Below are 26,560 nucleotides of genomic sequence, written 5' to 3'. Positions count from 1 at the left end.
CTTCCGACCGCTCGGTTCGTAGCCGAGTACTCTATCCAGCTGAGCTATGGGTGCATAGTAAATGGCGGTGAGGGAGGGATTCGAACCCTCGATACAGCTTTTGACCGTATACTCCCTTAGCAGGGGAGCGCCTTCAGCCTCTCGGCCACCTCACCATACGCTTCTTTCGAATTGTGCCTAACTTGCTTTTGAAGAAGCTCATCGGCACTGCGTGGCGCACATATTACTTTCCCGCACTTATAAGTCAAACAATTTTTCCCAACTCGCGTTCATTTGCACAATTCACACGCAACATGACTAGTTTGACGTCGAAAAGAGTGTTTTATCAACAGGCAAGATAGTGCTTGTTGATACGTAACCGGCATGGGGACAAAAAAGAAATTATTCCGATAGCTCGTTAAATAGGCCGAAAACAGGAGTGAGAACTGAGGAGAAAACGCAAAAAGGGAATAAAGTGGCATAATAGGGGTAATGAACAGCAGTAGCAGTAGCGCCTCGTGTGACACGAGACGCTGCTTCAAAATCAGTAAGTCGTCGGTTGAGACTTTTCTGCTTGGATGCGCTGGTAGATTTCTTCACGGTGAACAGAAACCTCTTTCGGAGCATTTACACCAATTCGAACCTGGTTGCCTTTAACTCCTAATACCGTAACCGTAACCTCATCGCCAATCATGAGTGTTTCACCAACTCGACGAGTCAGAATAAGCATTCTTTGCTCCTTGAAAAATTAAAAGAGTCGGGTCTCTCTGTTTCCCCGCCATTATCCATCATACACCGTGAAAACGTAAGCCATCACATTCACATAAAATGTAAGTAGCTTGGTCGAGTCTTTAACTAATACCTAAAACAAGTTTAGCTGAAGCAAACAACTTTGCGTTTAACTTTGTTATCGAACTATGACAGGAAAATTGAAAAACGCCATATCCAACACAGAGATATGACGTATTGATTTAATAGATCATTACTTGTTTATAGCCGAGATGCTACCCATGTCTCTACGCTTGCTAATGCCGATGGCAATGCCTGCACATCAGTACCGCCTGCTTGAGCCATATCAGGGCGTCCACCACCTTTACCGCCAACCTGTTGGGCAATATCAGCGATTAGCTCACCCGCTTTTACTTTACCCGTAAGATCTTTAGTTACGCCAACAATCAGGCTGACCTTATCATCTGCTGTCGTTGCCAGCACAATAATGGCCGAACCCAGTTGATTCTTAAGATCATCAACCATGGTACGCAACATTTTTGGCTCAACATTATCCAACTGGCTAACTAAAAGTTTCACGCCATTGACCAGTTTTGCACTGGATGACAAGGAGGCACTCTCCTGAGCTGCCTGCTGATCTTTTAGCTGCTGGAGTTCACGTTCAAGCATTTTGCTGCGATCGAGCACCACACGGACTTTATCTGCCAGATTATGGGTATCAGCCTTCACCAGGTGAGCAACATCCTGAAGCAAGTCACTTTGCTGATGCAACAGTGCAATCGCGCCCTCGCCTGTCACTGCTTCAATACGGCGAATACCCGCTGCAGTGCCTGACTCTGACAATATGCGGAACAAACCAATATCACCAGTACGGCTAGCGTGGATACCACCACACAGTTCGGTTGAGAAATCACCCATGCTCAAAACGCGCACTTGGTCGTCATATTTCTCGCCAAACAGAGCCATGGCACCTTTTTCTTTCGCTGCATCCAGTTCCATCACTTCAGTCTGAATTGGCAAGTTACGACGAATCTGCTCGTTAACTAAATCTTCTACTAAGCGAATTTGCTCTGGCTTCATTGCTTCAAAATGCGAAAAATCGAAACGCAGATATTTGTCATTCACCAGGGAGCCTTTCTGCGCCACATGCTCGCCCAACGTTTTACGCAATGCAGCATGCAGTAAATGAGTTGCAGAGTGGTTCAGACGAATACGGTCACGTCGTATGGCATCAACCTGAGCATCAATACTGTGGTTAACCCGTAACGTGCCATGAGTTAATTTCCCCAGATGCCCGATAGCCTGACCATATTTCTGAGTATCAGCGACAACAAAAGTTGCTGTCGCATTTTTCAGCTCACCTGTATCGCCAACCTGCCCGCCAGATTCACCGTAGAATGGCGTTTGATTCAGTACGACAACTGCTTCTTCACCTTCATGTATTTCATCAACGGCCTCGCCATTATGGAATAGCGCGGTAACTGTTGCTTGCTGATGAATATGGTCATAACCGGAGAACTGGCTCGCGCTATCAACACGGATTAAGCTGTTATAGTCTGCGCCAAAACCACTGGATTCACGGGCGCGGCGGCGCTGAGCTTCCATTGCTTGCTCAAAGCCAGCTTCATCTACTTTAAGATTGCGCTCACGGCAAACATCCGCAGTTAAATCAACCGGGAAGCCGTAGGTATCATACAAGCGGAAGGCGGTTTCCCCGTCGAGAGTGTCACCAGTCAGTTTGTTGAGCTCCTCATCCAGCAGTGCTAAACCGCGCTCTAATGTCCGTGCAAACTGCTCTTCTTCGGTTTTCAGAACTTGCTCAACCATGGCCTGTTGCTGTTTCAATTCATCAGCGGCGGAGCCCATTACGGCGATCAGCGGAGCAACCAATTTATAGAAGAAGGTATCTTTAGCTCCCAACATATTGCCATGACGAATTGCACGACGAATGATACGGCGTAAAACATAGCCACGGTTTTCATTTGATGGGATCACACCATCAGAGATCAGGAAGGCACAAGAACGGATATGGTCCGCGATAACACGCAGTGACTTACTTGAAAGATCCGTAGCACCCGTGACATCAGCCACCGCAGTAATCAAATCACGGAACAGGTCAATCTCGTAGTTAGAGTTAACGTGCTGCAGTACCGCTGCAATACGCTCAAGCCCCATACCAGTATCAACTGACGGCTTAGGCAGTGGCAACATTGTGCCATCAGACTGTCGGTTAAACTGCATGAAGACGATATTCCAGATCTCAATATAGCGGTCGCCGTCTTCTTCTGCCGAGCCTGGAGGGCCACCCCAGATATGATCACCATGATCAAAGAAAATCTCTGTACACGGGCCACAAGGGCCGGTATCACCCATTTGCCAAAAGTTATCTGAGGCAAAGGCACCGCCTTTGTTATCACCAATACGGATGATACGTTCATGAGGGATACCAACGTCGTTAGCCCAGATCTCATAGGCTTCGTCGTCAGTCTCATAAACAGTTACCCAAAGCTTTTCTTTAGGTAAATTGAACCACTGTTCGCTGGTTAATAATTCCCATGCGAAGCTGATAGCGTCATGTTTGAAGTAATCACCAAAGCTGAAGTTACCCAACATTTCAAAGAAGGTATGATGACGTGCAGTGTAGCCTACGTTTTCAAGGTCATTATGCTTACCACCCGCTCGCACACAGCGCTGAGAGGTCGTCGCACGGGAATAAGCCCGCTTATCCAAACCTAAGAATACGTCCTTAAACTGGTTCATCCCGGCATTGGTAAACAGCAGCGTAGGATCGTTATTAGGGACCAAAGAGCTGCTTGATACAACCTGATGTCCCTTGCTATGGAAGAAATCGAGAAACGCTTGGCGAATCTCAGCGGTGCTCTTACTCATAATTGTCCCGAAAACAAGCTAAAAGAATAGCCCGTGAGCATATCGCATACCTATAACTGGTAACACACTGGGTAAGCTCACGAGCAAAAAGTGGGAATAAGATAAATTTTCTTCGAGGGGAAGTAAAATCCCGCGTGCATTCATTCGGAAAAATCATTGTAAATCGACTGAATTTCTTCTTGGAAGAAGCCACGATAGAGGAGATAACGCTGAATTTTGGCCTTTTCCTTCCATTCAACAGGAAAAACTTCACTAAATTTACGCTGTGCAACCTCTTTTGCGAGGATACACCAGTCGATTTCACTGATTTCGAATGCCGCTTGAATTCTCTCTTTATCGACACCTTTTTGCATCAATTCTGAGCGGATACGTTGTGCGCCATATCCTTTGCGACTGCGGCTATTTATATAGCTGGTAGCAAACCGGGAATCGTCCAGCCAATCATGTTGGTAACAATACGCAATCACCTGATCGATAACTTTTGGATCGATATCGTCAGTGGTTTTGTCACCCTCACTATTAGTGCGCTTTCCCCAATTTCCTTTGGCCGAAAATGGCTGCGCCGCAAGTTTCCGGCGCAGTTCAGATTCGCTATGATCACGCTGGGAGAGCAGTCTCATGGCGCGACTTAGCAGGTCATTCATATACCCTTCTTACTTGAAGTGGCAGCTGTGTTAGCGGCTCTTTCTCCCCCGAATCACTGACTGATGTCAGCTCATCGGGGATTCATTCGTTTGCTGCCTTGCTGTCACTCCAATTACTTTGGGTAATACCCTTATTACTTGAAGTGGTAGCTGTGTTAGCGGCTCTTTCTCCCCCGAATCACTGACTGATGTCAGCTCATCGGGATTCATTCGTTTGCTGCCTTGCTGTCACTCCAATTACTTTGGGTAATACCCTTCTTACTTGAAGTGGCAGCTGTGTTAGCGGCTCTCACGGCCTCGCATTACTGACTGATGTCAGCTCAGCTCAACGGGATTCATTCTCGCGTGTGCCGCATCTCCAATAACGTTGGATATGGGTATAAATAATGGAAGGCTGCATACGAACCGCTATCTATTAAAATGGCCCACTCTCAGGGCCATTTGCTAACTAATTAACGTGCTAACACTATTGACGGTTAAATCTACGAATTAAAATTCTTCGCTGGTTTCATCAGTTTCGTCGGCAACGGTTGCGGTTGCTACTGGTTGCTCACCATTACCGCCATTGAGCAGCATTTCACGCAGTTTTTTATCCAACTCAGCAGCAACGGCTGGGTTTTCTTTTAAGTAGTTGCTGGCATTCGCTTTACCCTGACCAATCTTGTCACCGTTATAGCTATACCATGCGCCAGCTTTCTCGATCAGTTTGTGTTTAACACCCAAATCAACCAGTTCGCCGTTAATGTTAATGCCCTCGCCGTACAGAATCTGGAACTCAGCTTGCTTAAATGGCGCGGCAATTTTGTTTTTAACGACTTTAACGCGAGTCTCGCTACCAACAACCACGTCACCATCTTTTACTGCACCAATACGACGGATATCCAAACGTACAGACGCGTAAAATTTAAGCGCATTACCACCGGTGGTGGTTTCAGGGTTACCGAACATCACGCCGATTTTCATACGGATCTGGTTAATGAAGATCAGTAAGGTATTAGCGTTTTTCAGGTTACCAGCCAGTTTACGCATAGCCTGGCTCATCATTCGCGCCGCGAGGCCCATATGAGAGTCACCAATTTCGCCTTCAATTTCAGCTTTTGGTGTCAATGCTGCCACGGAGTCAACAATGATTACGTCAACAGCACCGGAGCGGGTTAACGCATCACAGATTTCCAGAGCCTGCTCGCCCGTATCTGGCTGAGAACACAGCAAGTTATCAATATCTACACCTAATTTCTTGGCATAAATTGGGTCAAGCGCATGCTCTGCATCAATAAATGCACAGGTCTTGCCTTCACGCTGTGCGGCAGCAATAACCTGTAACGTTAGTGTTGTTTTACCTGATGATTCAGGACCATAAATCTCAACAATACGCCCCATTGGCAGGCCACCAGCCCCCAATGCGATATCAAGAGAAAGTGAACCGGTAGAGATGGTTTCAACATCCATTGAGCGGTCTTCGCCAAGACGCATGATAGAGCCTTTGCCGAACTGTTTTTCAATTTGGCCCAGTGCTGCTGCTAACGCCTTTTGTTTATTCTCATCAATAGCCATTTTTACTCCCTCTCTGGTATGCCGGGGTTACCCCTACCATCACCACTGAATGTTGTTTTGTACAGGAAATTACCGCTAATTATACTGTACAATCATACAGTATCAAGCCTATTTTTACAGAAAATCATCGAATAGTGTTTGTAGTGCGAAAACAGCCGCTTGCAGCCTCACGGTGTCACGATCGCCGGAGAAAAGCTGCTTGTGCGCCACGACTCGCCCTTCGCGCGCCGCAAAAGCGAACCACACAGTTCCAACCGGCTTATCCGCGCTACCACCATCAGGCCCTGCAATACCGCTGATAGCGATCGCAAAGTCGGCGTTGGCCGCCCCCAGAGCCCCAAGCGCCATATCTCGCACCACGGCCTCACTTACCGCACCATAATTTGCCAATGTGGTTTCATCGACGCCCAGTAAATCATGTTTTGCCGCATTGCTGTATGTCACGAAACCACGGTCAAAGTACGCGGAACTGCCTGCGATATCTGTCAGTGCTTTGGCAACCCAGCCACCAGTACAGGATTCAGCACAAGTCACCCAGGCACCATGCGCTTTCAATTTACTACCGACCGCAATACTGAGCTGACGTAATTGTTTCTCGCTCATTGTTGCCCCCACAGTCATTCAATTTTCTCCGCCGATAGTAGCACTTCTTTGGCTCGAATCGACAACAGCTGTCAGTTATGCGAAACAGTTCGCAAGGTGAAATGAAAAAAAGCACTTTCCCGTACAAAGCTTTACCTCAGAGACTCAGCTGTTAGTATCGAAACAAAGAGATCCAGTTGGCGACATCTGTGGTGCCGGCCATTTTTCCGGGATGATGAACAAAGGACGTGACAGTGAAAAAAATTCTTAACGCCTTCTTCCCGCTTTATAGCGCAACCGTTTTGATGTTACTTGGCTCTGGTTTACTGACCACCTATATCTCGCTGCGTTTGACCGCCATCCATGTATCAGGGGCATTAATCGGGGCAATCATTGCTGCCAACTATATTGGTTTGGTTATCGGCGGTAAGGTCGGCCACTTCCTGATTGCCCGCGTAGGGCATATTCGTGCTTATGTGGCTTGTGCCGGTATTATCACTGCCGCCGTGTTAAGTCATGGGCTAACTGAATATATCCCCGCATGGGTAGTTTTACGTTTGATTATCGGCCTCTGCATGATGTGCCAGTTCATGGTTCTGGAAAGCTGGCTGAATGATCAGGCTGAGTCTAATCAGCGCGGCACGGTATTTGGCTTTTATATGGCTGCGACCTATGCCGGTATGGCGTTAGGCCAAGTAGTGCTAATGTTCCAACCTGAGCTAGGTTTGAGCACTCTCATGATTATCGCGCTATTTTTTGCCCTCTGCCTGGTCCCTGTTGCACTAACCACACGCAGTAACGCCCAGCAGATGTCTCCGGCCCCTATGGAGCTAAAATTCTTTATCCACTCGATCCCCAAGATACTGGCATCAACCTTGGTCATTGGTATGATTGTCGGTTCGTTTTATGGGCTAGCGCCGGTCTATGCCAGTCTGCAATCGCTATCAACGCAAGAGACCGGGCTGTTTATGGCATTATCTATTTTTGCCGGTTTAGTGGCACAGTTGCCACTCAGTTGGTTGTCAGATCGCTATAACCGCACGCTATTGATCAGAATTAACGCCTTATTACTGGCATTAACGGCCCTGCCACTGGCACTGGTGCCCCATATTTCATTCCATTTCTTACTGGTTTTAGGCTTTATCGTCAGTATGTTGCAGTTCACCCTTTATCCACTCGTGGTTGCGTTGGCGAATGACCTGATTGCCCCCGAGCGACGAGTGTCACTGGCTGCCTGTTTACTGATGTCATTTGGTGTTGGTGCCAGTATCGGGCCACTTGCCGTGGGTGCGCTGATTGCGCCACTGGGTGGTAATATTCTGTATGCGTTTTTCTCGCTCTGTGGTTTGGGTTTGATAGCACTCAGCAGAACCGTTAAGCAGGATCAAGACGAATTTGTTAATGATGCACCGCTGCCACATATGGCGATACCCGATAGCCTGGTGAGTTCGCCGCTATCTCCTGCGTTAAACCCCAGCTTTGATGAACAGATGATTCACGACATCATGCCACCGCCTGATCAACCCGAAGTCGCCACTGCGCATAAAGAGCAGGAACCCGAGCCATAATGCGGATAACGGCCATCGCCATTATCCGGTATTGGTCGATGTAGAGCCTTAATGGTCATAGATACAAAAATAATAGTTATAAATGTAAAAACGTGAGAATTCGGTACTGCTTGTTATTTATTCGGCTTTGAATAAAAATACCAACTCAGGTATTTAGCGGGATGGAACCATGTCGAGACAAGATGAGCAACGGTTGTTGGTGAAAATAGCCACGCTGTATTACACCGAGGGTATGAAGCAATCTGAGATTGCTGACAGCCTGCATTTGTCTCAGTCATTTGTGTCCCGTGCGATAACCCGTTGCGTCAAGGAGGGGGTGGTTAAAATCAGCGTTATCCAGCCCGCCAATATGTTTATTGGCATCGAATCACGGATTCAAAAACACTATGGTATCGACCAGGCCATCGTGGTTGACGTTGCAGATGACGCCAGCCCAGCCCAGTTAAAGCAGGCTATCGGCTCTGCTGCTGCTCACTATATGCAAACCAGTATTCGCCCAAATGATATGGTCGGTATCTCCTCATGGAGTAGCACTATCCGTGCGATGGTGGATAATCTCCATCCGCTGAACATCAAAACCAGCGGTGTTATTCAGCTGTTGGGTGGTGTCGGCCCCAACGGTAACGTGCAAGCCACATTGTTAACTCAAGCTTTGGCGAATATTTTGAATTGCCCGGCCTACTTGTTGCCAGCACAAAGTATTGAGCGATCCACTGAAGATCGCGCCCGTTTGATATCCAGCGGTGAAGTCGCTGATGTGGTGAATAAATTTGCTGAAGTTGATTTGGCATTAGTGGGAGTTGGTGATTTGGAGCCATCGCAATTATTGAAAAACTCCGGCAACTATTACCATGAAGAGATGCTGAAGTTGCTGGCAGAACGTGGTGCTGTAGGCGATCTGTGTCTGCACTATTTTGATGCCGCTGGAAACGCCGTACTCAGTGATGAAGAAGATCCGGTAATTGGCATGTCACTGCCACAATTACGTGCTTGCCCACGGGTAGTGGCACTGGCGGGTGGCGTCGGAAAAAGTGCCGCTATTCGCGGTGCACTGACCGGTAACTATATTGATGTCTTGATTACCGACCGTTTAACCGCCGAGAGACTGCTGTAATTACCTCAATAGCCGCACCCTCTCGGGTGCGGAATGACTCAAACTTCGAATGTTGGTGGGTTGAGATACCTCTACTTCGCATGCCAGTAGCAATCAACACCCAGATATTTACTGAATGCTTCTTGCAGCACTTGAGCTGTGGCTGAATGGTTCATCGCCACATGGTGTTCAAAACCGTTGTTACAGATATGCGTGAGTAAACTTTCCAGTTGCGGAACCTCCACCACCGCGCGGCAGCCAACGGTATCCAACTCATCACTGACGGAGCGGCCTTCTCCCACGTACGCCCGCACTTGCCCGGTAAAATCATCGGAAGAGAGACGAAAATAGGTTAATGGCCCAGACTTCATGCGGCCATGGACGGCACCACATGTATTCTCACAGCCAACGGTTGTCCCGATAATATCCGCAGTACCCATTGTTGAGCTTTCCAGACTTTCGCTAGCAAAGTTACCGCAATGGAACAGTACGCATTTATCGCGTTCAGCGCCAAAGTTGTTATTCCAGTCGGCGATAGATGCGGGTGCCAGCGAACAACTGGCCAGCGCGTACATCGATAGCGCCCCCATCACATCCACTTCACAGGCGCTTGGCATCAGTTGCCCCGACATCACACTCATAATGGAGCAGACGTTGATCCCCAGATTCTGTTGCAGCGAGGTCCAGCACTGCATGGCGGTGGTATCAATATCATTGGCGATGATCCATTCACTGATAACCACAAATAGCTTCGCCATTTTATGCAGCTTATCTTGCGGGATAGCGCTGGTGTCGCCATTGGCTTTTAATAACGCCAGTTTTTCGCCCACGCGGATATCGTTATCACTGAGGTTAGCGACGCGGAAGAACACCTCAGATAAATCGAGGGTTTCAACCGTAACCCCCAAATTCTCTAATAATTTTTCACTGTAGCGCACAGTATTAAAGTTAGTCGGGCGAGCACCAATAGCCCCCACACGCACCCGTTTCATGGCGTGAACCACGCGGCACAATTGCACAAATTGCTCTACGTCATGGCTAAATATTTCGCTGTTGAGGCTACACACATGCTGTTTGGTCAAAGTGAACGGAATGCCATATTGACGCAGATTATTACACAGCGAGATTTTACCGCAGAAGCTGTCACGGCGGGTCGCCAGCCCCATTTTGTCCAGCGCATCTTCCTCGGCCTGCACCAGTACCGGCACTTTCAGGCCCGACAGGCGGATAGCATCGGAAACACTTTTTTCATCGCCAAAATTGGGCAGAATAACGACTACACCGTGGATCTCTTCGCTGTGTTTACGGAACAACTCGGCACACACTTTGGCATCACGCCAGTTCTCTACCCCACCCAGGGGCGTTTGCTCTTCATTGAGCATAATGATGTTGATGCCCAATCTATCGAACAGCGCCTGTGCATCACGGCGCGCGTCGGCGACCAGATAGCTTGGGAAGAAACCCCGGTTGCCGATAATCACCGCGAAAGTTAACTTACGAGGTATTGCTGACATATGCTTACTCCTAGTGTGGGTTATTTCGGCTGAAAACGCGCACGCGCGATGGCCGTTTGCCAGAGGCGATAGTTATCTTGCATCTCCGCACTTTGAGCGCGCGGTTCGATGTATTCCACTTCACGGGGTAGCGCCGCGAGTTGCTGGCTATCCTGCCACCAGCCAAGGGTTTTCCCGCCTAAATAAGCCGCCCCCAACGCCGACACTTCTGCGGTGTGATTGCGGATCAAAGTGCGCTGCAACAAGTCCGCTTGAAATTGCATCAGCCAGTGATTGCTGGTCGCGCCACCATCCACCCGTAGTCGTTCAAGGCGATGATCACCCGCCCGCTCCATGGCAAAAAAGACATCCGCGATTTGGTAAGCGATCGATTCCAATCCTGCGCGAGCCAGTACTGCCGGTGTCGTCGCATCGGTCAGACCGCAAAACAGCCCCCGCGCCTGACTGTCCCAGTAAGGTGCGCCTAATCCGGAGAGTGCGGGAACGAAATAGACCCCCTGGTTACCCGGTTGGCTCTGCGCCATTTCGGTCAGGCGAGTGAAATCGGTGATGCCCAACATGCGCGAAACCCACGCCACACCTGAGCCGGTATGGGTGATATTGCCTTCGAGGGCGTAACGTAATTCGCCGTCATGCCAGGCAATAGTGGTGCTCAAGCCATTGCTCTGTGTCACGGCCTGTTTCACAGTAGTCATTAGAGAGGAGCCGGTGCCGTAGGTGGCTTTGATTTCACCGGCGCGGTCACCGCCCTGCCCATAGAGCGCGGCATGTGAATCACCAATTTGCGCCACAATCGGCACCCCCGGCGGCAGGCCGATAATGCCGGTATGGCTGGTATGCCCGTGGATAGCCGCTGAGGGTAAGACCGCCGGTAGACAGAGACTAGGGATACCAAATAGCGCCAGCAGGTCAGGATCCCACTGCCCCGAATGGATATTAAACAGCTGAGTGCGCGCCGCATTGGAGAAATCGGTAGAGAAGCTTTGGCCGCCAGTGAGTTGCCAGCTTAACCAACAATCAATAGTGCCGACACACAACTCGCCGTGAGCCGCCCGTTCAACGCCTTGTGGAATGTCCGCTAACAGGCCGTGGACTTTGGCGGCGGGGAACAGGGGATCAATCTGCAATCCGGTACGTTCTGCAATCATGGCCGCTTCCGGCAACTGGCTCAGGGTCTGGCAGAAAGCCTCAGACCGCCGACACTGCCAACTAACCACTTGCGTCAGTGGGTTGCCGGTTGCTCGTTCCCAAATCAGCACCGATTCGCGCTGGTTGCTGATAGCAACACCCGCAACGCGCGCGCCAGCCAATTGCCTCAGGCAGCCTTCAATCGCCAGAGAAACCGCCTGCCAGATTGCTAGCGGATCTTGTTCCGCCCAGCCGGGCTTTGGGTGATCCAGCTGTAATGGCTGCGAGGACTTAGCCACAATCTGTCCTGCCATATCCACCGCAATAGCTTTAGCATTGGTGGTGCCTTCATCAATAGCCAAAATAATCGGCGTCGACACCGCCGGCCTGCTTGGCGTTAGCATAGTTACTCTCCTCGGCAAAACCGCAGAGCACGAGCCACAATGCCTGCCGTATCAAAGCCATGATAGGCACGCATCTCTGCTCTATCGGCAGCAATCGCATAACCGCCATCGGGAATACCGAGTCTGACCAGCGGAATAGCACAACCCGCTTCAGCCAGCACTTCAGCCACCAGACTGCCCACACCGCCATTAATATTGTGTTCTTCGATGGTAATTACCCGCTGGCTGTTTTTGAGGATGGCTAACAGTTGCTGAGTATCACACGGACGAATCGAAGAAACATTGACCACCGCAGCAGAAACCTTGTTATCTGCCAGCACTGCTGCCGCGCTCATAGCCTCATGCACTGTAGAACCCATCGCTACCAGAGCAATATCCTGCCCTTGCTGTAAAACATCAATCTGGCCGGGGACAAATTGGTAGTGTTCATCATGCAGCTGCGGCAAAGATTTACCATCGAGACGGATATAGACCGGCCCAATATGCGCCAGGGCATAATCGATTATCTGGCGGCACTCTTGTGGGTCTGAGGGCGCATAGATCTCGATATTGCCAAAGCCGCGCAAAATGGAGATATCGTCGATACAGTGGTGGGTACTGGCCAGCGGCCCATAGCTGGCACCTGAATTGAGGCCAAACAGTTTTACGTTGCTGTTGTTGTAGCAAACATCGATTTTGAGCTGCTCGTTGGAGCGCGAAATCAGGAATGGCGCGGCATTACAAGTCACCGCCACTTTGCCGCCCATGGATAGACCCACCGCCGTGCCGACCATCGCCTGCTCGGCAATACCGACATTCACCACCCGATCAGGAAATCGGTTCATAAACGGCCCGATTTTGGCCGTCGAGGTGGAGTCAGCCACTACCGGCACCAAATCCACGCCGTTATCCACCGCTTTAATAAACTGCTCAACCATCACTGAAGCCAAATGTTCTGCGTTACTCATCATTTAATTCCTCCAGTGCCAGATCAATTTCAGCACCTTTTGGCACCCGGTGGTGCCACTCCACACGCCCTTGAATAAAGGATATTCCGGCCCCTTTTTCGGTGTTAGCAATCACCACATTGGGTTTGCCGTTTTGTTGCAGTCCTTCCAGTGTTTCCACCACCGATTGCATATCATTACCACGACACTCAGTGACTTGCAGACCAAATGCCTGCCACTTATCCGCCAGAGGATCAGTGTTCATGATTGATTTAGTGGTTCCTGCCAGCTGGAGTTTATTTTTATCGTTAATGATTATCAGGTTATCTAATTGATAGTGAGCAGCCACTAGCGCGGCCTCCCAGTTGCTCCCCTCCGCCAGTTCACCATCACCAGTCAGGACAAAGACCCGACGTTTGCTGTTAGCGCGTTTTGCCGCCAGCGCAATCCCCACCGCGACCGGTAGGCCATGGCCCAAGGCACCGGTATTTAGCTCAATACCCGGCGTTTTGTGTTTTACCGGATGGCCCGGTAGATGGGAGTTTGCATGTTGATAGGTCGCCAACCAGGCTTCGGGAAAATAGCCGGCCTCGGCCAGGCAGCAGTAATAACCGCCCACCGCGTGACCTTTAGATTGCACATAGATATCGCGCTCAGGATCAGTGGTGCGATCTGGTGCACAATTAAGGAGGCGAAAATAGAGTGCGGTCAGAATCTCTACCTGCGAAAGATCAGCACCGGTATGCCCCCCTGCGGGGCTGTTCGCATTAAGCAGGACTATCCGGCGGCGGATAGCGCGCGCCTTTTTCACCAGCTCATCGACTGACAATGAATACGGATTCATGACGTTACCTCTCTTTAATTTTTATCCGTCAATGAATTTTTACTCATTGCCGAATATTTATTCCTGATGATGCTAAAAAATAGCTTTCATCAAGCCTGTCCGGAAAACGCCCTCCGGCATGACATCTTCAGTGTTCTGTGGCCCAACAGGTCGTGATATCGCCCATCGACCGGTGATAGGTGCTTCTATCTATTCACGCTATATCTATTCATCTTCTAGCTATTCGATTTCTGACTATTCGCTTTTTAGCTGCTCGCCTTTCCCCACTTGCGGCACCACGCTAGATTTTTGCGAGACTATCGCCGCTTTGTGCTGCATCCGGTTTTGCATTTGGTCGATAATAACCGCCACAATAATCACGATGCCTTTGATGACCATTTGCCAGAATTCACTGACCCCCATCATCACCAGCCCGTCAGCCAAAATACCGATAACAAATGCGCCAATTAATGTCCCAAGAATGGTGCCCCGGCCCCCGGCCAGAGAGGTTCCGCCCAATACCACAGCGGCGATGGCATTCATCTCAAAGCCACTGCCATTCGCTGGATGGCTCGCCACCAGTTGAGCAGAGACGATGATCCCGGCAATGGCGGCACAGAAACCAGAGATGGTGTAGACCCAGACTTTGACCTGCCGAACTTTGACACCGGAGAGCTCTGCGGCCCGTTCGTTATCACCAATGGCATAAACATGGCGGCCAAAAGGCAGGCGACGTGCCACATAAGCAATCACTAACGCCAGAATAAACATAATCCAGATGGCAATCGGCAACCCCAGTAGCGTGCCGGAACCCAGTAGGTCAAAGCCGGTATTCCCCAGTTGCGGGTTCCCTTGTAAACCAGGGAAGGTTTCGCCGCCGGAAATCAACATCGCCGCACCGCGTACCACATACATGGTGCCGAGGGTGCAGATAAATGGCGCGACGTTATAGCGGGTGATGATCCAGCCATTGACCGCACCTATCAGTGCACCAATAACCAATACCACCGGAACAACGACCCAAACACTGGGGAAGATGGCAATACCAAACATCGGTAAAACAATACCTTGGGTGATCATCCAGCCAGCAATCATGCCGCACAGGCCCAAAGTTGCACCGATGGAGAGGTCGATACCGGCGGTGATAATGACAAAGGTGATGCCCAAGGCGAGGAAGGCATTGATTGCAATGTGCTTCACCATAATGATCAAGCTACCGGTCGCCAAAAATCCCGGAACCATCACGGAGAAGAAACCCAGAATCAGGAACAGGGCAATAAAGGTGCGCATCTTGAGCAGAAGCAGCAGCATATTTTCCCGTGACCAGGACGCTCCACCGGGCTGGTGACTCGCCAACGCAGTGCCAGTTGTTGCTTTCATCATTCAAACCCTTGTGCGCTTGCCGTAACCAATGCCGATTCATTGGCCGACTGACGAGAGACGTTCGCGGTCAGTTTGCCGTTCGACATCACCAGAATGCGGTCAGATACCGCCATGATCTCTTTCAGATCTGAGGTGGAAAACAGAATGCCGATCCCCTGCTCAGAGAGTTTCACCATCATTTCAAACACATCTGCTTTTGCGCCGACATCAATACCCCGTGTCGGCTCATCCAGCAGCAAAATGTTCGGGCTGGTAAGTAACGAGCGACCAATCACCACTTTTTGCTGATTGCCACCACTGAGTGCCTGGATCTCCACCTGCGGCGAAGAGACTTTGATCGACAGGTCGCCAATCACCGTCGCCACCACCTGCGATTCACTCTCCTGCCAGATAGCAAAACGATGTTTTAGCCGACGCCATAAGCTGGAGATAGTCAGGTTATTCGCCACCGATGACACCGGGAAAATACCGGTTTTTTTACGATCTTCCGGCACTAAACTCATGCCCAGGCGGATGCGTTCTGCGGTAGAGGTTTTGCCACTGATCGCCGTGCCATTGAGCCGGATGGTGCCGAGGTAGTTCTGTTGCGTGCCCAGCAGACACTCAAACAGTTCGGTGCGCCCCGCCCCCATCAAACCGTAAATGCCGACAATTTCCCCCGCCCGCACTTGCAGTGAGACTTGGTTCACCACGGTGTTGCCGGATTCATTGATTAAAGTGACGTTATCCACTTCCATCATTGGCGCGCCGAAAGTCCGGTCCGGATGGAGGAAGCTGGATACCGGGTCACTGCCCAGCATTTCGCGCACAATCCACGGCACATCAATATCTTTGACCGCCGCTTCGGCCTGAAAACGACCGTCACGTAAGATGGTGATGTAGTCGCCAATCGCCATCAACTCCTCCAACCGATGGGAGATGTAGACGATAGAGACTCCCTGCCGCGTCAGCTCGCGGATCACCCGGAACAGAATATCGACTTCGGTTTTACTCAGCGCCGAGGTCGGCTCATCCAGAATCAAGATATCCGCCTGCTCAGCCAGCGCCTTGGCAATCTCAATCAATTGCTGCTGGCCCACTTTCAGGTTGGATACCATCTCTTTCGGCGAGATAGCCTGATCCAGACGCACCATCAATTGTTCGGCGATCAACTCCTGTGCAGCCTGATTAATCGGTTTCAAACCTTGCTGGATCTCACGCCCCAGAAAGATGTTCTCCGCGACGTTGAGGTTCTCCGATAAATTCAACTCCTGATGCACCATGCCAATACCCAGCGCTGCTGCCTCGCGAGTATTGGCAATCGTCACCGACTGCCCGTTCAGATAGATCTGCCCAGACGTCTGTTGCTGTACGCCGGCCAGGATCTTCATCAGCGTCGATTTACCCGCACCATTCTCACCGATGATCACATTCACTTTGCCGCGATAAACGTTATAACTGACGGCATCTAGCGCCAATGTGCCGGGAAAACGCATCGAAATGTCCTCAGCACGCATGACGGTGTCAGGTCTGTGGTCCATTAGTGGCTCTCCTTATTTAAGCTGAGCGGCACCGCATTACTGAAACCGGTAGCGGTGAGTGTCACCGCCATCAAGACTTCGACTGGCTGGCCGACCCAACTGGTATCGGGTTTTGTCACATCCTGTAAAGCACGTTTACTGAGCGCCTTAGAGAGCTGGGCGTATTGCACTTGATTTTTAAAATCTTCGAAGCGGATAAAGGTTGATGCATCACGAATGGCATTGCCTTTGACGATTGGCCCCAATTGCAGCACTTGCTCATCGCCATCGACCGCCAATTTAATCGCCCCTTCCCGCCCTTCTGTTTCTACCGCCACCACTTTGCCGCTGAAGCGGACAAAATAACTGCGGCTATTTTTCCCTGTTGCTGGCTGACTTTGCTGCTGTTTCACTTGCTGCCAACTGAGCGCATTGCTGTTGGCGAACGGCATCACTTTGCTCACCCAAATGGTGGAGGCGACTTTGTCCGATGGTTGGTTATAGTCACTGACTACCGCATTGGGATCGACGGGCAGAATAGGTTTGCCGTTTTCATCCAAATCCACCACGGTGCAAGCCACCAGCAGCGCGCTGATCACCAACAAACCGCCTGCTTTCGATAGAGCACTGAACCACATACTGCCTCCTGTCAGGAGGGGCTGTTACGCCCCTCATTGCCTTTTAATCGCGCGTTTTAGCAAATCTGCTCAAAGGGCTACTCTTTCAGCGCAAAGACATTCAGGTTTTTGGCATTGTTTTCATCAATCAATACGCAGTCCATCAGCTGCTTTTCTTCCTGCCCGGTAGAACCGGTTTTCAGGTATTTATCCGCCTGCACCACCGCCATCTGGGCTTGTGCCCAACCTGGTTGAAGTACAGTGGCTTTGATATTGCCTTTGTTGATGATGGAGTCGCGAACATAGTCGCTGCCGTCAAATCCAACCACCACGACATCATTGCGGCCTGCGGCTTTTAATGCGGCTTCAGCGCCTAATGCCATGGTGTCGTTACCGGAAATAACCCCAGTGATATCTGGGTTAGCCTGCAAAATGGACTCCATACGGTTGAAAGCTTCAGTCTGGCTCCAGTTTGCAGTCTGTTGGGCGACCATCTTCATGTCGCTATGTTCGTCGATCACGTCGTGATAGCCCTGTGAACGAACATGGGCGTTGGTATCAGATTCACGGCCTAGCAACTCAACATATTTACCTTTGCCGCCCATCAAGGTGACAAATTTCTCTGCGCCCAGCTGTGCGCCTTGGTAGTTATTGGAGACGATTTGCGAGACGGCAATGCCGGTTTCATTGATTTCACGATCAATCAGGAAGGTCGGGATCCCAGCGGCTTTGGCTTTTTTCAATGGCCCGATAGTGGCATCAGAGCCGGCGTTATCCAGAATGATCGCCTTGGCTTTACGGGCGATGGCGGTCTCCAGCAGTTGGTTCTGTTTGTTCACATCGTCATCATGAGAGGCCACCAGTACGGTGTATCCCAACTCCGTCGCTTTGGCTTTAGCACCTTCTGCCTCGGCTTTAAAAAAGGGGTTGTCGTGGGAGGGGGTGATGATGGCGATCAAGCCGTTACTGGCGGCACCAGCAACACCCGCCATGGAGATCAATGCTGCGGTAAGACAGGATTTCAGTAGGGTATTTTTCATTATTTTTCTCCGCATTGAATATATATTCACTATTAAATTTATATTCAATCTAATAATACAAACCCCTATCGGCTTGTCCAATATGAGAGCAAGGAAAGTAGAAGCCGGTCACAAATTGGTCGATATGCATGAGAAATGGAACGCCGGAGTAGCGCGACAAAAGAGGATATAGGGGGGCGAGCGGTAGATAGAGCTAAGCTTGGGGAAAACACGCTGTTATGACCACAGTGACAGACCATAAGATCTTCAGTGCGTGAGCGGCCGGAGTGCCCCTGATCGGGGTCACCCCTTGGCTCACGCAACCTTATTACTGTTTTTTTGTCGTGCTAGCGATATAACTCAACCACAGCCGATGTTACCTGTAATTCATCTTGCCAATGGATCAGTGTGAGGGCATGGATACTGATGGCATTTTGTGGGACTCGAACCCCTTTAACGCCGAATTCAAAACCATGCTGCTTAAGCGCGCCACACAATCCATTTTGTTGATTGATAAGAGTAAAATGTGCCGGACTGGGGAAGTGAAAATCGGCTCGCTGGAAGATGTGGAACAAGTTATCTCGAATGTGGATGCCGAGTAACTCACCGCAACTTGTGCTGCATTGAGGGCTTATTGCAGCGATATATCATGGCGGTCGGCCAGTTTCCCACTGTGATGCTGTCAGTGCCATCGATAAGTGCGGAAAATGAGATCCACCCTTTATAAAGAGGGTGGAGCCATCGCATCACCATCACCATCTATAGTAGGATCATGACCAAAGTCATAGTTAAAAATATATCGGCTTGGTTCTGCTAACGATTGTTTCTGTTATCGAACGCTTTCGCTAACTGATGTTGAATGTGAGAAAAATATGTCAAACAAACCGTTCCACTATCAGGATCCCTTCCCGCTAACGGAAGATGATACTGAGTATTACCTTGTCAGTAATAATCACGTCTCGGTTACACAGTTTGAAGGTCACGACATGCTGAAAGTCGAGCCAGAAGCCCTGACCCTCCTCGCCCAACATGCTTTCCACGACGCCTCCTTCTTACTTCGCCCCGCTCACCAAAAACAGGTCGCCGCAATTTTGGATGACCCAGAAGCCAGCGAAAACGATAAATACGTAGCCCTACAATTCCTGCGCAACTCCGAAATCTCCGCCAAAGGGATTTTACCGACCTGTCAGGATACCGGCACCGCGATTATCGTGGGGAAAAAAGGCCAGCGCGTCTGGACTGGCGGCAATGATGCCGAAGCGCTATCTCGTGGCGTGTACAACACCTTTATCGAAGATAACCTGCGCTACTCGCAAAACGCAGCGCTGGATATGTATAAGGAAGTGAACACTGGCACCAACCTGCCAGCGCAGATCGACCTCTACAGCACCGAAGGGGAGGATTATAAGTTCCTGTTCGTCACCAAAGGCGGCGGTTCGGCGAACAAAACCTATCTGTATCAGGAGACCAAGGCACTGCTCTCACCGGGCAAGTTGAAAGAGTTTCTGGTTGAGAAAATGCGCACCTTGGGTACAGCAGCTTGCCCACCATACCATATCGCCTTTGTTATCGGCGGCACCTCCGCTGAAAGCACCCTCAAAACCGTCAAGCTGGCCTCAACCAAATATTATGATGGCCTGCCGACACAAGGGAATGAGCACGGGCAAGCTTTCCGTGATATCGCGCTGGAGCAAGAGCTGCTGGAAGCCGCCCAAGACTTGGGTCTGGGTGCGCAATTTGGCGGCAAATACTTTGCCCACGACGTGCGCGTAGTGCGCCTTCCTCGCCACGGTGCATCCTGCCCAGTCGGGATGGGGGTCTCTTGCTCTGCCGACCGTAATATCAAAGGCAAGATTAACCGCAAGGGCATCTGGCTGGAAAAACTGGAGCAAAATCCGGGGAAATATATCCCAGAACATCTGCGCCAGAGCAACGAAGGTAAAGTAGTTAAAATCGACCTTAACCGCCCGATGCCAGAAATATTAAAAGAGCTGTCGCAGTATCCGGTCTCAACCCGCCTGTCACTGAGCGGCACTATTATTGTTGGTCGTGACATTGCCCATGCCAAATTAAAAGAGCGGCTGGATAATGGCGAAGACTTGCCGCAATACATTAAAGATCATCCGATCTACTACGCCGGCCCGGCGAAAACACCGGAAGGTTATGCTTCGGGATCACTTGGGCCAACCACAGCGGGCCGTATGGACTCCTATGTGGACCTGCTGCAATCCCACGGTGGTAGCATGATCATGCTAGCAAAAGGTAACCGCAGCCAACAGGTTACCGACGCCTGCCATAAACATGGCGGCTTCTATCTGGGCAGTATCGGCGGCCCGGCAGCGGTATTGGCGCAAAACAGTATTAAGAGTCTGGAATGTGTGGAATATCCTGAACTGGGTATGGAAGCCATCTGGAAGATTGAAGTAGAAGAGTTCCCCGCCTTTATTTTGGTTGATGATAAAGGTAATGACTTCTTCCAGCAGATTCAGGCATCAAAATGTAATCGCTGCGGTTAAGATAACCATTCAGCCCCAGTGGTTTCACTGGGGTTAATTATTTCCCCCAGGGCAGTTCCTTATCCAACCAATATGATGCGTCGTAAAGATCTGGTCGCCATGCGCCAGCCTCAGATAAATATCGCTAGTGGTTGACTCTGCAATGCCATTATTTGCACAGATGTGCAAACCCCATCATGTCACGCAAAATAAAAATGTGATCACAATCGAAAATTTGTCCGGAATAATATCAGCCAACACAAAAAACACTTTTCTATTTATTTAATATAAATCAATCCATTAAGTGATTAGGCACATCTGTGCAATATCTACGATTTATTAAAGTCTTTGTCTTGGATTAATATGGCGAGATCTCTGCATGATTCGCTATTTCATGCTTTTGACTTAAAAAAAGGAAAGTGATTATATCAACTCATAGATAACCTAATGACATTTGCACAAATGTGCAAGAGGCTGAAATGGAAAAGAGCGATGATCTACGCCTGATGGTGAAAATTGCACAAATGTATTATGAGCAAGATTTCACGCAAGCTGAGATAGCGCGGGCGCTGGGGATTTACCGCACCAGTATCAGCCGGATGCTAAAGAGAGTGCGCGAACAAGGCATCGTGACTATTTCAATCAACTACAACTATAACGAGAATTTGTTGCTGGAACAGCAGTTGAAATCGCGCTTTAAATTACGTGAGGCGATTGTGGTCTCCTCAGAAGAGGATCAATCGCCAGAACATCAACTTATATTAATGGCAAAACATTGCGGTGCACTGCTGAACCGAATTATTGAAAATGGCGATATTCTGGGGTTCTCTTGGGGCAGTGCCATTGCCACACTGGTTGAGCAGATGGATACCTCGCCAGTCTCACGCCAATTAACCTGCATCCCGATGGTCGGTGGCCCTTCGGGTAAATTAGAGAGCCGTTTTCATGTGAATACGCTGGTTTACAGTGCGGCCATGAAGTTAAAAGGCGAATCTCTGCTGATCGATTTCCCGGCAATTCTGGAGAAAAGTGTTATCCGCGACGGCATTGTGCAGTCGCAGCATTATCAGGCTATTGCTGATTATTGGCAGCGGCTGGATATCGCAATATTCGGCATTGGTTCACCGAATATTTCCGGTAACTCGACCTGGCGGGCTTTTTACGGCAGTGATGTTATTGACCATTTTAATGATCGACAGGTCGCGGGGGATATCTGTTCGCGCTTTTATGACTTACAGGGTAATCCGGTTGAAACTTATATTTCGGATAAAACCATTACCATTGAATTAGACAAAATTAAGAAAGCGCGCTACTCCATTGGCATTGCTCACTCTCATGAAAAGATCAGTGGGATTATTGGAGCAATTAAAGGGAAGTATATTAACAGCCTGGTGACGACGAAAGAGACCGCCGAGGAGATACTCAAGCTAACGGCATAAATAACAGTTCGGTAAATATCTATTGGGGAGGTTTATTTCCATGAATTAAGCAACCTCAAAAATTATATAAAAACTCTGCAACTCGCGGCTTAGAGCGTGTGGCTGAGTATTAATAAAATTTCCGAATATGAATAAAATTCCGGATGCAAATAAAATCCTGAATGTAAATAAAATAAAAGTAGGTAAGGGATTCTGATGAACCATTTTCTTAATTCTAAATATGTGATGCGGGGAGAGTAGGATGGTGAATGTCATTTTTTGCGCTCATGGTGATTTGGCCGTTTCAATGCTGAACTCCGTCAATATGGTCTATGGCGAAACACAGCATATTACCCCGTTGTTATTTAATCGTGGTGAGAATGCCGAAGACTTAGTCAAGAAAATGCAGGCTGTCATGGCAAATAATGAAAATGCCCCTTGGCTGATTGCCGTCGATTTACAAGGTGGCAGCCCTTATAACGCCGCCGCGCGTTTGGCATTTGGTGAAAGCCATATTCAAGTTATCAGTGGGTTATCACTGCCACTGGCGCTGGAGATTGCCGATAACCAGCACACAATGGCGGCAGAAGAGCTGACAGATTATTTACTGGAGATCGGTGCGCAATGCGTACAGTCATTCCGCCACCAGCAGAATATTGCAGAAGAAGAGGCTGACTTTATATGAAAATCAATTTGGCAAGAATTGACGACCGGCTGATTCATGGTCAGGTCACCACAGTATGGGCAAAAGAGGCCAAAGCCGGGCGCATTATTATCTGTAGTGATGAAGTCTATAACGATGAAATTAGGAAAACATTATTAAAACAGGCAGCACCGCCGGGCATCAAAGTAAATGTGGTTAATATCGAAAAGGCCATTGCAGTTTATCACAACCCCAATTATCTCAATGATACCGTTTTTTATCTATTCACTAATCCTACCGATGTTTTGCGGTTAGTGGATCAAGGTGTAAAAATTGATGTCATTAATATTGGTGGTATGGCCTTTAAGCAGGGGAAAAGGCAATTAACCAAAGCCGTCTCAGTTGATCAGGATGATATTAATGCCTTTTATGCATTAGGTGAACGTGGCGTTCACTTAGATTTGCGGGTAGTCGCCTCCGATCCACAGGTGGATGTGATTAAAAAATTACGCGAACTGGAGTCCAAATAACACGAATAAACATAAGAGAAAAATAATCATTTATGCCTTATTAAACATTTAAATCCTATTACTTAACCTGGGCAATGAAACTATTTAATGATACCCCACGGCTATCTCAACCATGGGGAAATAGAAGCATATTGCCGAAAGGGGTCCACCATGGAAATAAGCTTAGTACAGATAATCTTAATCTTTATTTTCGCCTGTGTTGCTGGCATCGGCAGTGTGCTGGATGAATTCCAAACTCATCGGCCATTAATCGCCTGTACCATTACCGGCCTGATCCTCGGTGATATGACCACCGGCGTGATCCTCGGCGGTACCTTGGAATTAATCGCCCTTGGCTGGATGAACGTGGGCGCCGCACAATCCCCCGACTCCGCGCTAGCCAGCATTATTTCAACCATTCTGGTGATCGTCGGCCATCAAAACATTGCCACCGGGATAGCCATCGCCCTGCCAGTGGCGGCGGCGGGTCAGGTGCTCACCGTATTTGCCCGCACCATCACCGTGGTTTTCCAACATGCGGCGGACCGGGCGGCAGAGAAAGCCAATTTTGCGATGATTGACTTGATGCATGTCTCGGCCCTGCTCGTCCAGGCGCTGCGGGTCGCGATACCAGTGCTGATCGTCTCGATTTTTGTCAGCGCCGAGACCGTCAGCCATATGTTAAGTGCCATTCCCACCGTGGTGACCCATGGGTTACAAATCGCCGGTGGATTTATCGTGGTGGTCGGTTACGCCATGGTGCTCAATATGATGGGTGTAAAATACCTGATGCCCTTCTTTTTCCTCGGTTTTATTGTCGGCGGCTACCTCGGTTTCAGCCTGCTCGCGTTCGGTGGTATCGGCCTGATTATTGCTTTGCTGTACATCCAGTTAAATCCGCTTTATCAGAAACCGGCGGCTCCCGTAGCCCAAGCCAATCACGCCAAACTTGATGAATTAGAAGACTAGGAGACGCCGAAATGAGCACACCAAGCAAAAAACTAACCCGCTCTGATCTGTTTAAAATGTTCTTGCGCAGCAACTTGCAGCAGGCCTCTTTTAACTATGAGCGCATCCATGGTCTGGGCTTCTGCTACGACATGGTGCCCGCCATTAAGCGCTTGTATCCGCTGAAAGAAGATCAGATTGCCGCCTTAAAACGTCATTTAGTGTTTTTCAACACCACACCTGCCGTCTGCGGCCCGGTGATCGGCGTAACTGCCGCGATGGAAGAGGCACGCGCCAATGGTGCCGACATTGATGAGGGCGCGATCAATAGTCTGAAAGTGGGGCTGATGGGGCCACTGGCCGGTGTCGGCGACCCGCTGATTTGGGGAACTTTACGCCCAATCACTGCAGCTTTGGGGGCTTCGCTGGCACTGAATGGCAATGTCTTGGGGCCGATTCTGTTCTTCCTGTCGTTCAACTCGGTCCGTCTAGCCCTGAAGTGGTTTGGATTGCAATATGGCTTCGTCAAAGGGGTCAATATCGTAAAAGATCTTGGCGGCAACCTGCTGCAAAAACTGACCGAAGGCGCATCCATTCTGGGCCTGTTTATCATGGGGGTATTGGTCACCAAATGGACCAGTATCAATGTGCCACTGGTGATTTCGAAAACACCGGGACATGACGGCACCACCGTCACCATGACCGTGCAGAACATTCTGGATCAGCTCTGCCCCGGCCTGCTGGCGCTGGCGTTAACCCTGTTAATGATGCGTTTACTCAAGCGCAAAATTAACCCTATCTGGCTTATTTTCTCCCTGTTTGGCCTCGGAATTGTAGGCTCATGGCTTGGCATTCTTTCCTAATTAATGCCGGGGAGTTTTTTTATTCGCACTGCTGTTTTTATAATTAATTATCATTGAGGTGGTTCCACATGAAAACGAAAGCGTTACGTTTATATGGCAAAAATGACCTGCGTCTGGAGAGCTTCACCTTACCGGAAATAGGTGAAGATGAAATTCTGGCCACTGTCGTGACCGACAGTATTTGTCTCTCTTCGTGGAAAGAGGCCAATTTAGGCGCTGACCATAAAAAGGTGCCGGATAATGTGGCGGAAAACCCGATTATTATCGGCCATGAGTTTTGCGGCAATATTTTACAAGTGGGCAAGAAGTGGCAGCATAAATTCAAACCCGGCAGCCGCTATGTTATTCAGGCTAATTTGCAACTACCCGACCGCCCTGACTGCCCCGGTTACTCTTTCCCTTATATCGGCGGTGAAGCTACCCATGTGGTGATCCCCAATGAGGTGATGGAGCAAGATTGCTTGCTGCCCTATGAAGGTGAGAGCTATTTCGAAGGTTCGTTAGTCGAGCCACTCTCCTGTGTTATCGGCGCATTTAATGCCAATTACCATCTGGTTCCCGGCACTTATCAACATAAAATGGGTATCAAGCCCGGCGGCAATGTGCTGATCCTTGGCGGCACCGGCCCAATGGGATTATTGGCCATTGATTATGCTCTGCATGGCCCGGTGAATCCGAAATTATTGGTTATTACTGACCGCCACCAGCAAAAATTGGATTATGCCGCCCGCCTCTATCCGAGCGAGCCACAGACTCAGGTGCACTATCTCAATACCCAACAAACCGACGATCAATTCGAACGTCTAATGGCCCTGACCCAGGGCGAAGGTTATGACGATATTTTTGTTTTCGTGCCTTCAGCCGAATTAGTCACACTGGCATCTAGCTTGCTCGCTCCCGATGGCTGCTTTAATTTCTTTGCTGGCCCGCAGGATAAGAATTTTATGGCATCGGTTAATTTCTACGATATTCATTATTCGTTTACCCATTATGTCGGCACCTCTGGCGGTAATACCGACGATATGCGTGAAGCGGTGAAATTAATTGAAGCGAAGAGAGTCAATGCAGGGAAAGTGGTTTCCCATATTTTGGGGCTAAATGATGCAGCGGAAACCACACTGAATTTACCGAAAATTATCGGTGGCAAAAAATTGGTTTATACCGCTAAAAATATACCGCTAACCTCATTGAGTGAATTAATGAGCCAACCGCAAACATTGCCGCTATTGCAGGAGTTACAGGCTATTTTGCGCAAAACAGATGGGTTGTGGTCGAAAGAAGCGGAAGATTTTGTGTTGGCTTACGCCGAAGAGATTTAATGATTTTCGTCACG

Annotated in this window: 22 protein-coding genes, 1 tRNA gene and 1 pseudogene; 10 read left to right on the top strand and 14 right to left on the bottom strand. The window is 49.4% G+C overall.

The window, feature by feature from the left end:
- Positions 1–62: 62 nt before the first annotated feature.
- From AACW11_RS20675 to pncC, 6 genes are all read right to left on the bottom strand, one after another.
- A tRNA-Ser gene (locus tag AACW11_RS20675) sits at positions 63–155 on the bottom strand.
- 368 nt (positions 156–523) lie between these two features.
- Positions 524–709 carry a carbon storage regulator CsrA gene (gene csrA, locus AACW11_RS20670; protein ID WP_002209449.1) on the bottom strand — a complete coding sequence of 62 codons (186 nt, stop codon included), beginning with the start codon at positions 707–709 and terminating at the stop codon, positions 524–526.
- 260 nt (positions 710–969) lie between these two features.
- Positions 970–3,597, bottom strand: coding sequence for an alanine--tRNA ligase (gene alaS / locus AACW11_RS20665; protein WP_212585393.1), 2,628 nt, complete (start codon positions 3,595–3,597; stop codon positions 970–972).
- 140 nt (positions 3,598–3,737) lie between these two features.
- Entirely contained in the window at positions 3,738–4,241 is a 504-nt protein-coding gene (gene recX / locus AACW11_RS20660) for a recombination regulator RecX (RefSeq protein ID WP_212585392.1), read from the bottom strand.
- A gap of 489 nt (positions 4,242–4,730) precedes the next feature.
- The gene (gene recA / locus AACW11_RS20655) at positions 4,731–5,795 is read right to left on the bottom strand and encodes a recombinase RecA (protein ID WP_212585391.1); all 1,065 of its coding nucleotides are present in this window, start codon (positions 5,793–5,795) and stop codon (positions 4,731–4,733) included.
- A gap of 114 nt (positions 5,796–5,909) precedes the next feature.
- Complete coding sequence (pncC, locus tag AACW11_RS20650; protein ID WP_212585390.1) at positions 5,910–6,398, bottom strand: nicotinamide-nucleotide amidase; 489 nt, start codon at positions 6,396–6,398, stop codon at positions 5,910–5,912.
- A gap of 233 nt (positions 6,399–6,631) precedes the next feature.
- Between pncC and AACW11_RS20645 the strand changes: the two genes are divergently transcribed.
- Both AACW11_RS20645 and AACW11_RS20640 read left to right on the top strand, forming a co-directional pair.
- Positions 6,632–7,945: an MFS transporter gene (locus AACW11_RS20645; RefSeq protein ID WP_212585389.1), complete on the top strand. Its 1,314-nt coding sequence runs from the start codon at positions 6,632–6,634 to the stop codon at positions 7,943–7,945.
- A gap of 169 nt (positions 7,946–8,114) precedes the next feature.
- Complete coding sequence (locus AACW11_RS20640; protein ID WP_212585388.1) at positions 8,115–9,059, top strand: sugar-binding transcriptional regulator; 945 nt, start codon at positions 8,115–8,117, stop codon at positions 9,057–9,059.
- A 71-nt stretch (positions 9,060–9,130) separates the two neighbouring features.
- Here the strand turns inward: AACW11_RS20640 and AACW11_RS20635 are convergent, their stop codons facing one another.
- From AACW11_RS20635 to AACW11_RS20600, 8 genes are all read right to left on the bottom strand, one after another.
- Positions 9,131–10,552 (bottom strand): L-fucose/L-arabinose isomerase family protein, encoded by a 1,422-nt coding sequence (locus AACW11_RS20635; RefSeq protein WP_212585387.1) that lies wholly within the window; start codon positions 10,550–10,552, stop codon positions 9,131–9,133.
- Positions 10,553–10,572: 20 nt separating this feature from the next.
- Complete coding sequence (locus tag AACW11_RS20630) at positions 10,573–12,060, bottom strand: FGGY family carbohydrate kinase (protein ID WP_212585418.1); 1,488 nt, start codon at positions 12,058–12,060, stop codon at positions 10,573–10,575.
- Positions 12,061–12,086: 26 nt separating this feature from the next.
- Positions 12,087–13,031 (bottom strand): transketolase family protein, encoded by a 945-nt coding sequence (locus tag AACW11_RS20625; RefSeq protein ID WP_212585417.1) that lies wholly within the window; start codon positions 13,029–13,031, stop codon positions 12,087–12,089.
- Complete coding sequence (locus AACW11_RS20620; RefSeq protein ID WP_005274004.1) at positions 13,024–13,854, bottom strand: transketolase; 831 nt, start codon at positions 13,852–13,854, stop codon at positions 13,024–13,026. The genes AACW11_RS20625 and AACW11_RS20620 overlap by 8 nt, the downstream gene beginning before the upstream one ends.
- A gap of 234 nt (positions 13,855–14,088) precedes the next feature.
- Positions 14,089–15,213, bottom strand: a complete 1,125-nt coding sequence (locus tag AACW11_RS20615) for an ABC transporter permease (protein WP_445285837.1) — start codon at positions 15,211–15,213, stop codon at positions 14,089–14,091.
- Positions 15,213–16,736, bottom strand: a complete 1,524-nt coding sequence (locus AACW11_RS20610) for a sugar ABC transporter ATP-binding protein (protein ID WP_212585385.1) — start codon at positions 16,734–16,736, stop codon at positions 15,213–15,215. Before AACW11_RS20610 ends, AACW11_RS20615 begins: the two co-directional genes overlap by 1 nt.
- Positions 16,736–17,353 (bottom strand): DUF2291 family protein, encoded by a 618-nt coding sequence (locus AACW11_RS20605; protein WP_212585384.1) that lies wholly within the window; start codon positions 17,351–17,353, stop codon positions 16,736–16,738. Before AACW11_RS20605 ends, AACW11_RS20610 begins: the two co-directional genes overlap by 1 nt.
- Before the next feature lie 77 nt (positions 17,354–17,430).
- Positions 17,431–18,372: a D-ribose ABC transporter substrate-binding protein gene (locus tag AACW11_RS20600; RefSeq protein ID WP_212585383.1), complete on the bottom strand. Its 942-nt coding sequence runs from the start codon at positions 18,370–18,372 to the stop codon at positions 17,431–17,433.
- A gap of 386 nt (positions 18,373–18,758) precedes the next feature.
- Here AACW11_RS20600 and AACW11_RS20595 point away from each other — a divergent pair.
- The 8 genes and pseudogenes from AACW11_RS20595 to AACW11_RS20560 all read left to right on the top strand — a co-directional run.
- Positions 18,759–18,953 (top strand): annotated as a pseudogene (locus tag AACW11_RS20595) (L-fucose operon activator); the annotation flags it as partial.
- Between the two features lie 270 nt (positions 18,954–19,223).
- A complete protein-coding gene (gene fumA, locus AACW11_RS20590; RefSeq protein ID WP_212585382.1) occupies positions 19,224–20,867 on the top strand; it encodes a class I fumarate hydratase FumA in 1,644 nt (547 codons plus the stop codon).
- Positions 20,868–21,325: 458 nt separating this feature from the next.
- On the top strand, positions 21,326–22,285 hold the full coding sequence (locus tag AACW11_RS20585; protein ID WP_212585381.1) for a sugar-binding transcriptional regulator: 960 nt from the start codon (positions 21,326–21,328) through the stop codon (positions 22,283–22,285).
- A gap of 241 nt (positions 22,286–22,526) precedes the next feature.
- Complete coding sequence (locus AACW11_RS20580; RefSeq protein ID WP_212585380.1) at positions 22,527–22,949, top strand: mannose/fructose/sorbose PTS transporter subunit IIA; 423 nt, start codon at positions 22,527–22,529, stop codon at positions 22,947–22,949.
- Entirely contained in the window at positions 22,946–23,437 is a 492-nt protein-coding gene (locus AACW11_RS20575) for a mannose/fructose/sorbose PTS transporter subunit IIB (RefSeq protein WP_212585379.1), read from the top strand. The genes AACW11_RS20580 and AACW11_RS20575 overlap by 4 nt, the downstream gene beginning before the upstream one ends.
- Before the next feature lie 150 nt (positions 23,438–23,587).
- Positions 23,588–24,385 (top strand): PTS mannose/fructose/sorbose transporter subunit IIC, encoded by a 798-nt coding sequence (locus AACW11_RS20570; protein ID WP_212585378.1) that lies wholly within the window; start codon positions 23,588–23,590, stop codon positions 24,383–24,385.
- A gap of 11 nt (positions 24,386–24,396) precedes the next feature.
- Positions 24,397–25,227: a PTS system mannose/fructose/sorbose family transporter subunit IID gene (locus AACW11_RS20565; protein ID WP_212585377.1), complete on the top strand. Its 831-nt coding sequence runs from the start codon at positions 24,397–24,399 to the stop codon at positions 25,225–25,227.
- Between the two features lie 68 nt (positions 25,228–25,295).
- A complete protein-coding gene (locus tag AACW11_RS20560; RefSeq protein WP_212585376.1) occupies positions 25,296–26,546 on the top strand; it encodes a zinc-binding dehydrogenase in 1,251 nt (416 codons plus the stop codon).
- Positions 26,547–26,560 lie beyond the last annotated feature (14 nt).

The organism is Yersinia sp. Marseille-Q3913 (assembly GCF_963892745.1).
In the GTDB taxonomy this organism is placed as follows: Bacteria; Pseudomonadota; Gammaproteobacteria; order Enterobacterales; family Enterobacteriaceae; genus Yersinia; species Yersinia bercovieri.
The sequence above is the reverse complement of the archived record's forward strand: the minus strand, read 5'-3'. Positions and strand labels throughout refer to the sequence as shown.

What these genes read in the sequence shown, in the direction of transcription:
- AACW11_RS20585 (WP_212585381.1), top strand. Translation starts at nt 21,326, where the DNA reads ATGGAAAAGAGCGATGATCTACGCCTGATGGTGAAAATTGCACAAATG.
- recA (WP_212585391.1), bottom strand. Translation starts at nt 5,795, where the DNA reads ATGGCTATTGATGAGAATAAACAAAAGGCGTTAGCAGCAGCACTGGGC.
- AACW11_RS20575 (WP_212585379.1), top strand. Translation starts at nt 22,946, where the DNA reads ATGAAAATCAATTTGGCAAGAATTGACGACCGGCTGATTCATGGTCAG.
- AACW11_RS20610 (WP_212585385.1), bottom strand. Translation starts at nt 16,736, where the DNA reads ATGGACCACAGACCTGACACCGTCATGCGTGCTGAGGACATTTCGATG.
- AACW11_RS20605 (WP_212585384.1), bottom strand. Translation starts at nt 17,353, where the DNA reads ATGTGGTTCAGTGCTCTATCGAAAGCAGGCGGTTTGTTGGTGATCAGC.
- AACW11_RS20580 (WP_212585380.1), top strand. Translation starts at nt 22,527, where the DNA reads ATGGTGAATGTCATTTTTTGCGCTCATGGTGATTTGGCCGTTTCAATG.
- AACW11_RS20570 (WP_212585378.1), top strand. Translation starts at nt 23,588, where the DNA reads ATGGAAATAAGCTTAGTACAGATAATCTTAATCTTTATTTTCGCCTGT.
- recX (WP_212585392.1), bottom strand. Translation starts at nt 4,241, where the DNA reads ATGAATGACCTGCTAAGTCGCGCCATGAGACTGCTCTCCCAGCGTGAT.
- pncC (WP_212585390.1), bottom strand. Translation starts at nt 6,398, where the DNA reads ATGAGCGAGAAACAATTACGTCAGCTCAGTATTGCGGTCGGTAGTAAA.
- csrA (WP_002209449.1), bottom strand. Translation starts at nt 709, where the DNA reads ATGCTTATTCTGACTCGTCGAGTTGGTGAAACACTCATGATTGGCGAT.
- AACW11_RS20620 (WP_005274004.1), bottom strand. Translation starts at nt 13,854, where the DNA reads ATGAATCCGTATTCATTGTCAGTCGATGAGCTGGTGAAAAAGGCGCGC.
- alaS (WP_212585393.1), bottom strand. Translation starts at nt 3,597, where the DNA reads ATGAGTAAGAGCACCGCTGAGATTCGCCAAGCGTTTCTCGATTTCTTC.
- AACW11_RS20635 (WP_212585387.1), bottom strand. Translation starts at nt 10,552, where the DNA reads ATGTCAGCAATACCTCGTAAGTTAACTTTCGCGGTGATTATCGGCAAC.
- AACW11_RS20560 (WP_212585376.1), top strand. Translation starts at nt 25,296, where the DNA reads ATGAAAACGAAAGCGTTACGTTTATATGGCAAAAATGACCTGCGTCTG.
- AACW11_RS20615 (WP_445285837.1), bottom strand. Translation starts at nt 15,213, where the DNA reads ATGAAAGCAACAACTGGCACTGCGTTGGCGAGTCACCAGCCCGGTGGA.
- AACW11_RS20640 (WP_212585388.1), top strand. Translation starts at nt 8,115, where the DNA reads ATGTCGAGACAAGATGAGCAACGGTTGTTGGTGAAAATAGCCACGCTG.
- AACW11_RS20600 (WP_212585383.1), bottom strand. Translation starts at nt 18,372, where the DNA reads ATGAAAAATACCCTACTGAAATCCTGTCTTACCGCAGCATTGATCTCC.
- AACW11_RS20625 (WP_212585417.1), bottom strand. Translation starts at nt 13,031, where the DNA reads ATGAGTAACGCAGAACATTTGGCTTCAGTGATGGTTGAGCAGTTTATT.
- AACW11_RS20565 (WP_212585377.1), top strand. Translation starts at nt 24,397, where the DNA reads ATGAGCACACCAAGCAAAAAACTAACCCGCTCTGATCTGTTTAAAATG.
- fumA (WP_212585382.1), top strand. Translation starts at nt 19,224, where the DNA reads ATGTCAAACAAACCGTTCCACTATCAGGATCCCTTCCCGCTAACGGAA.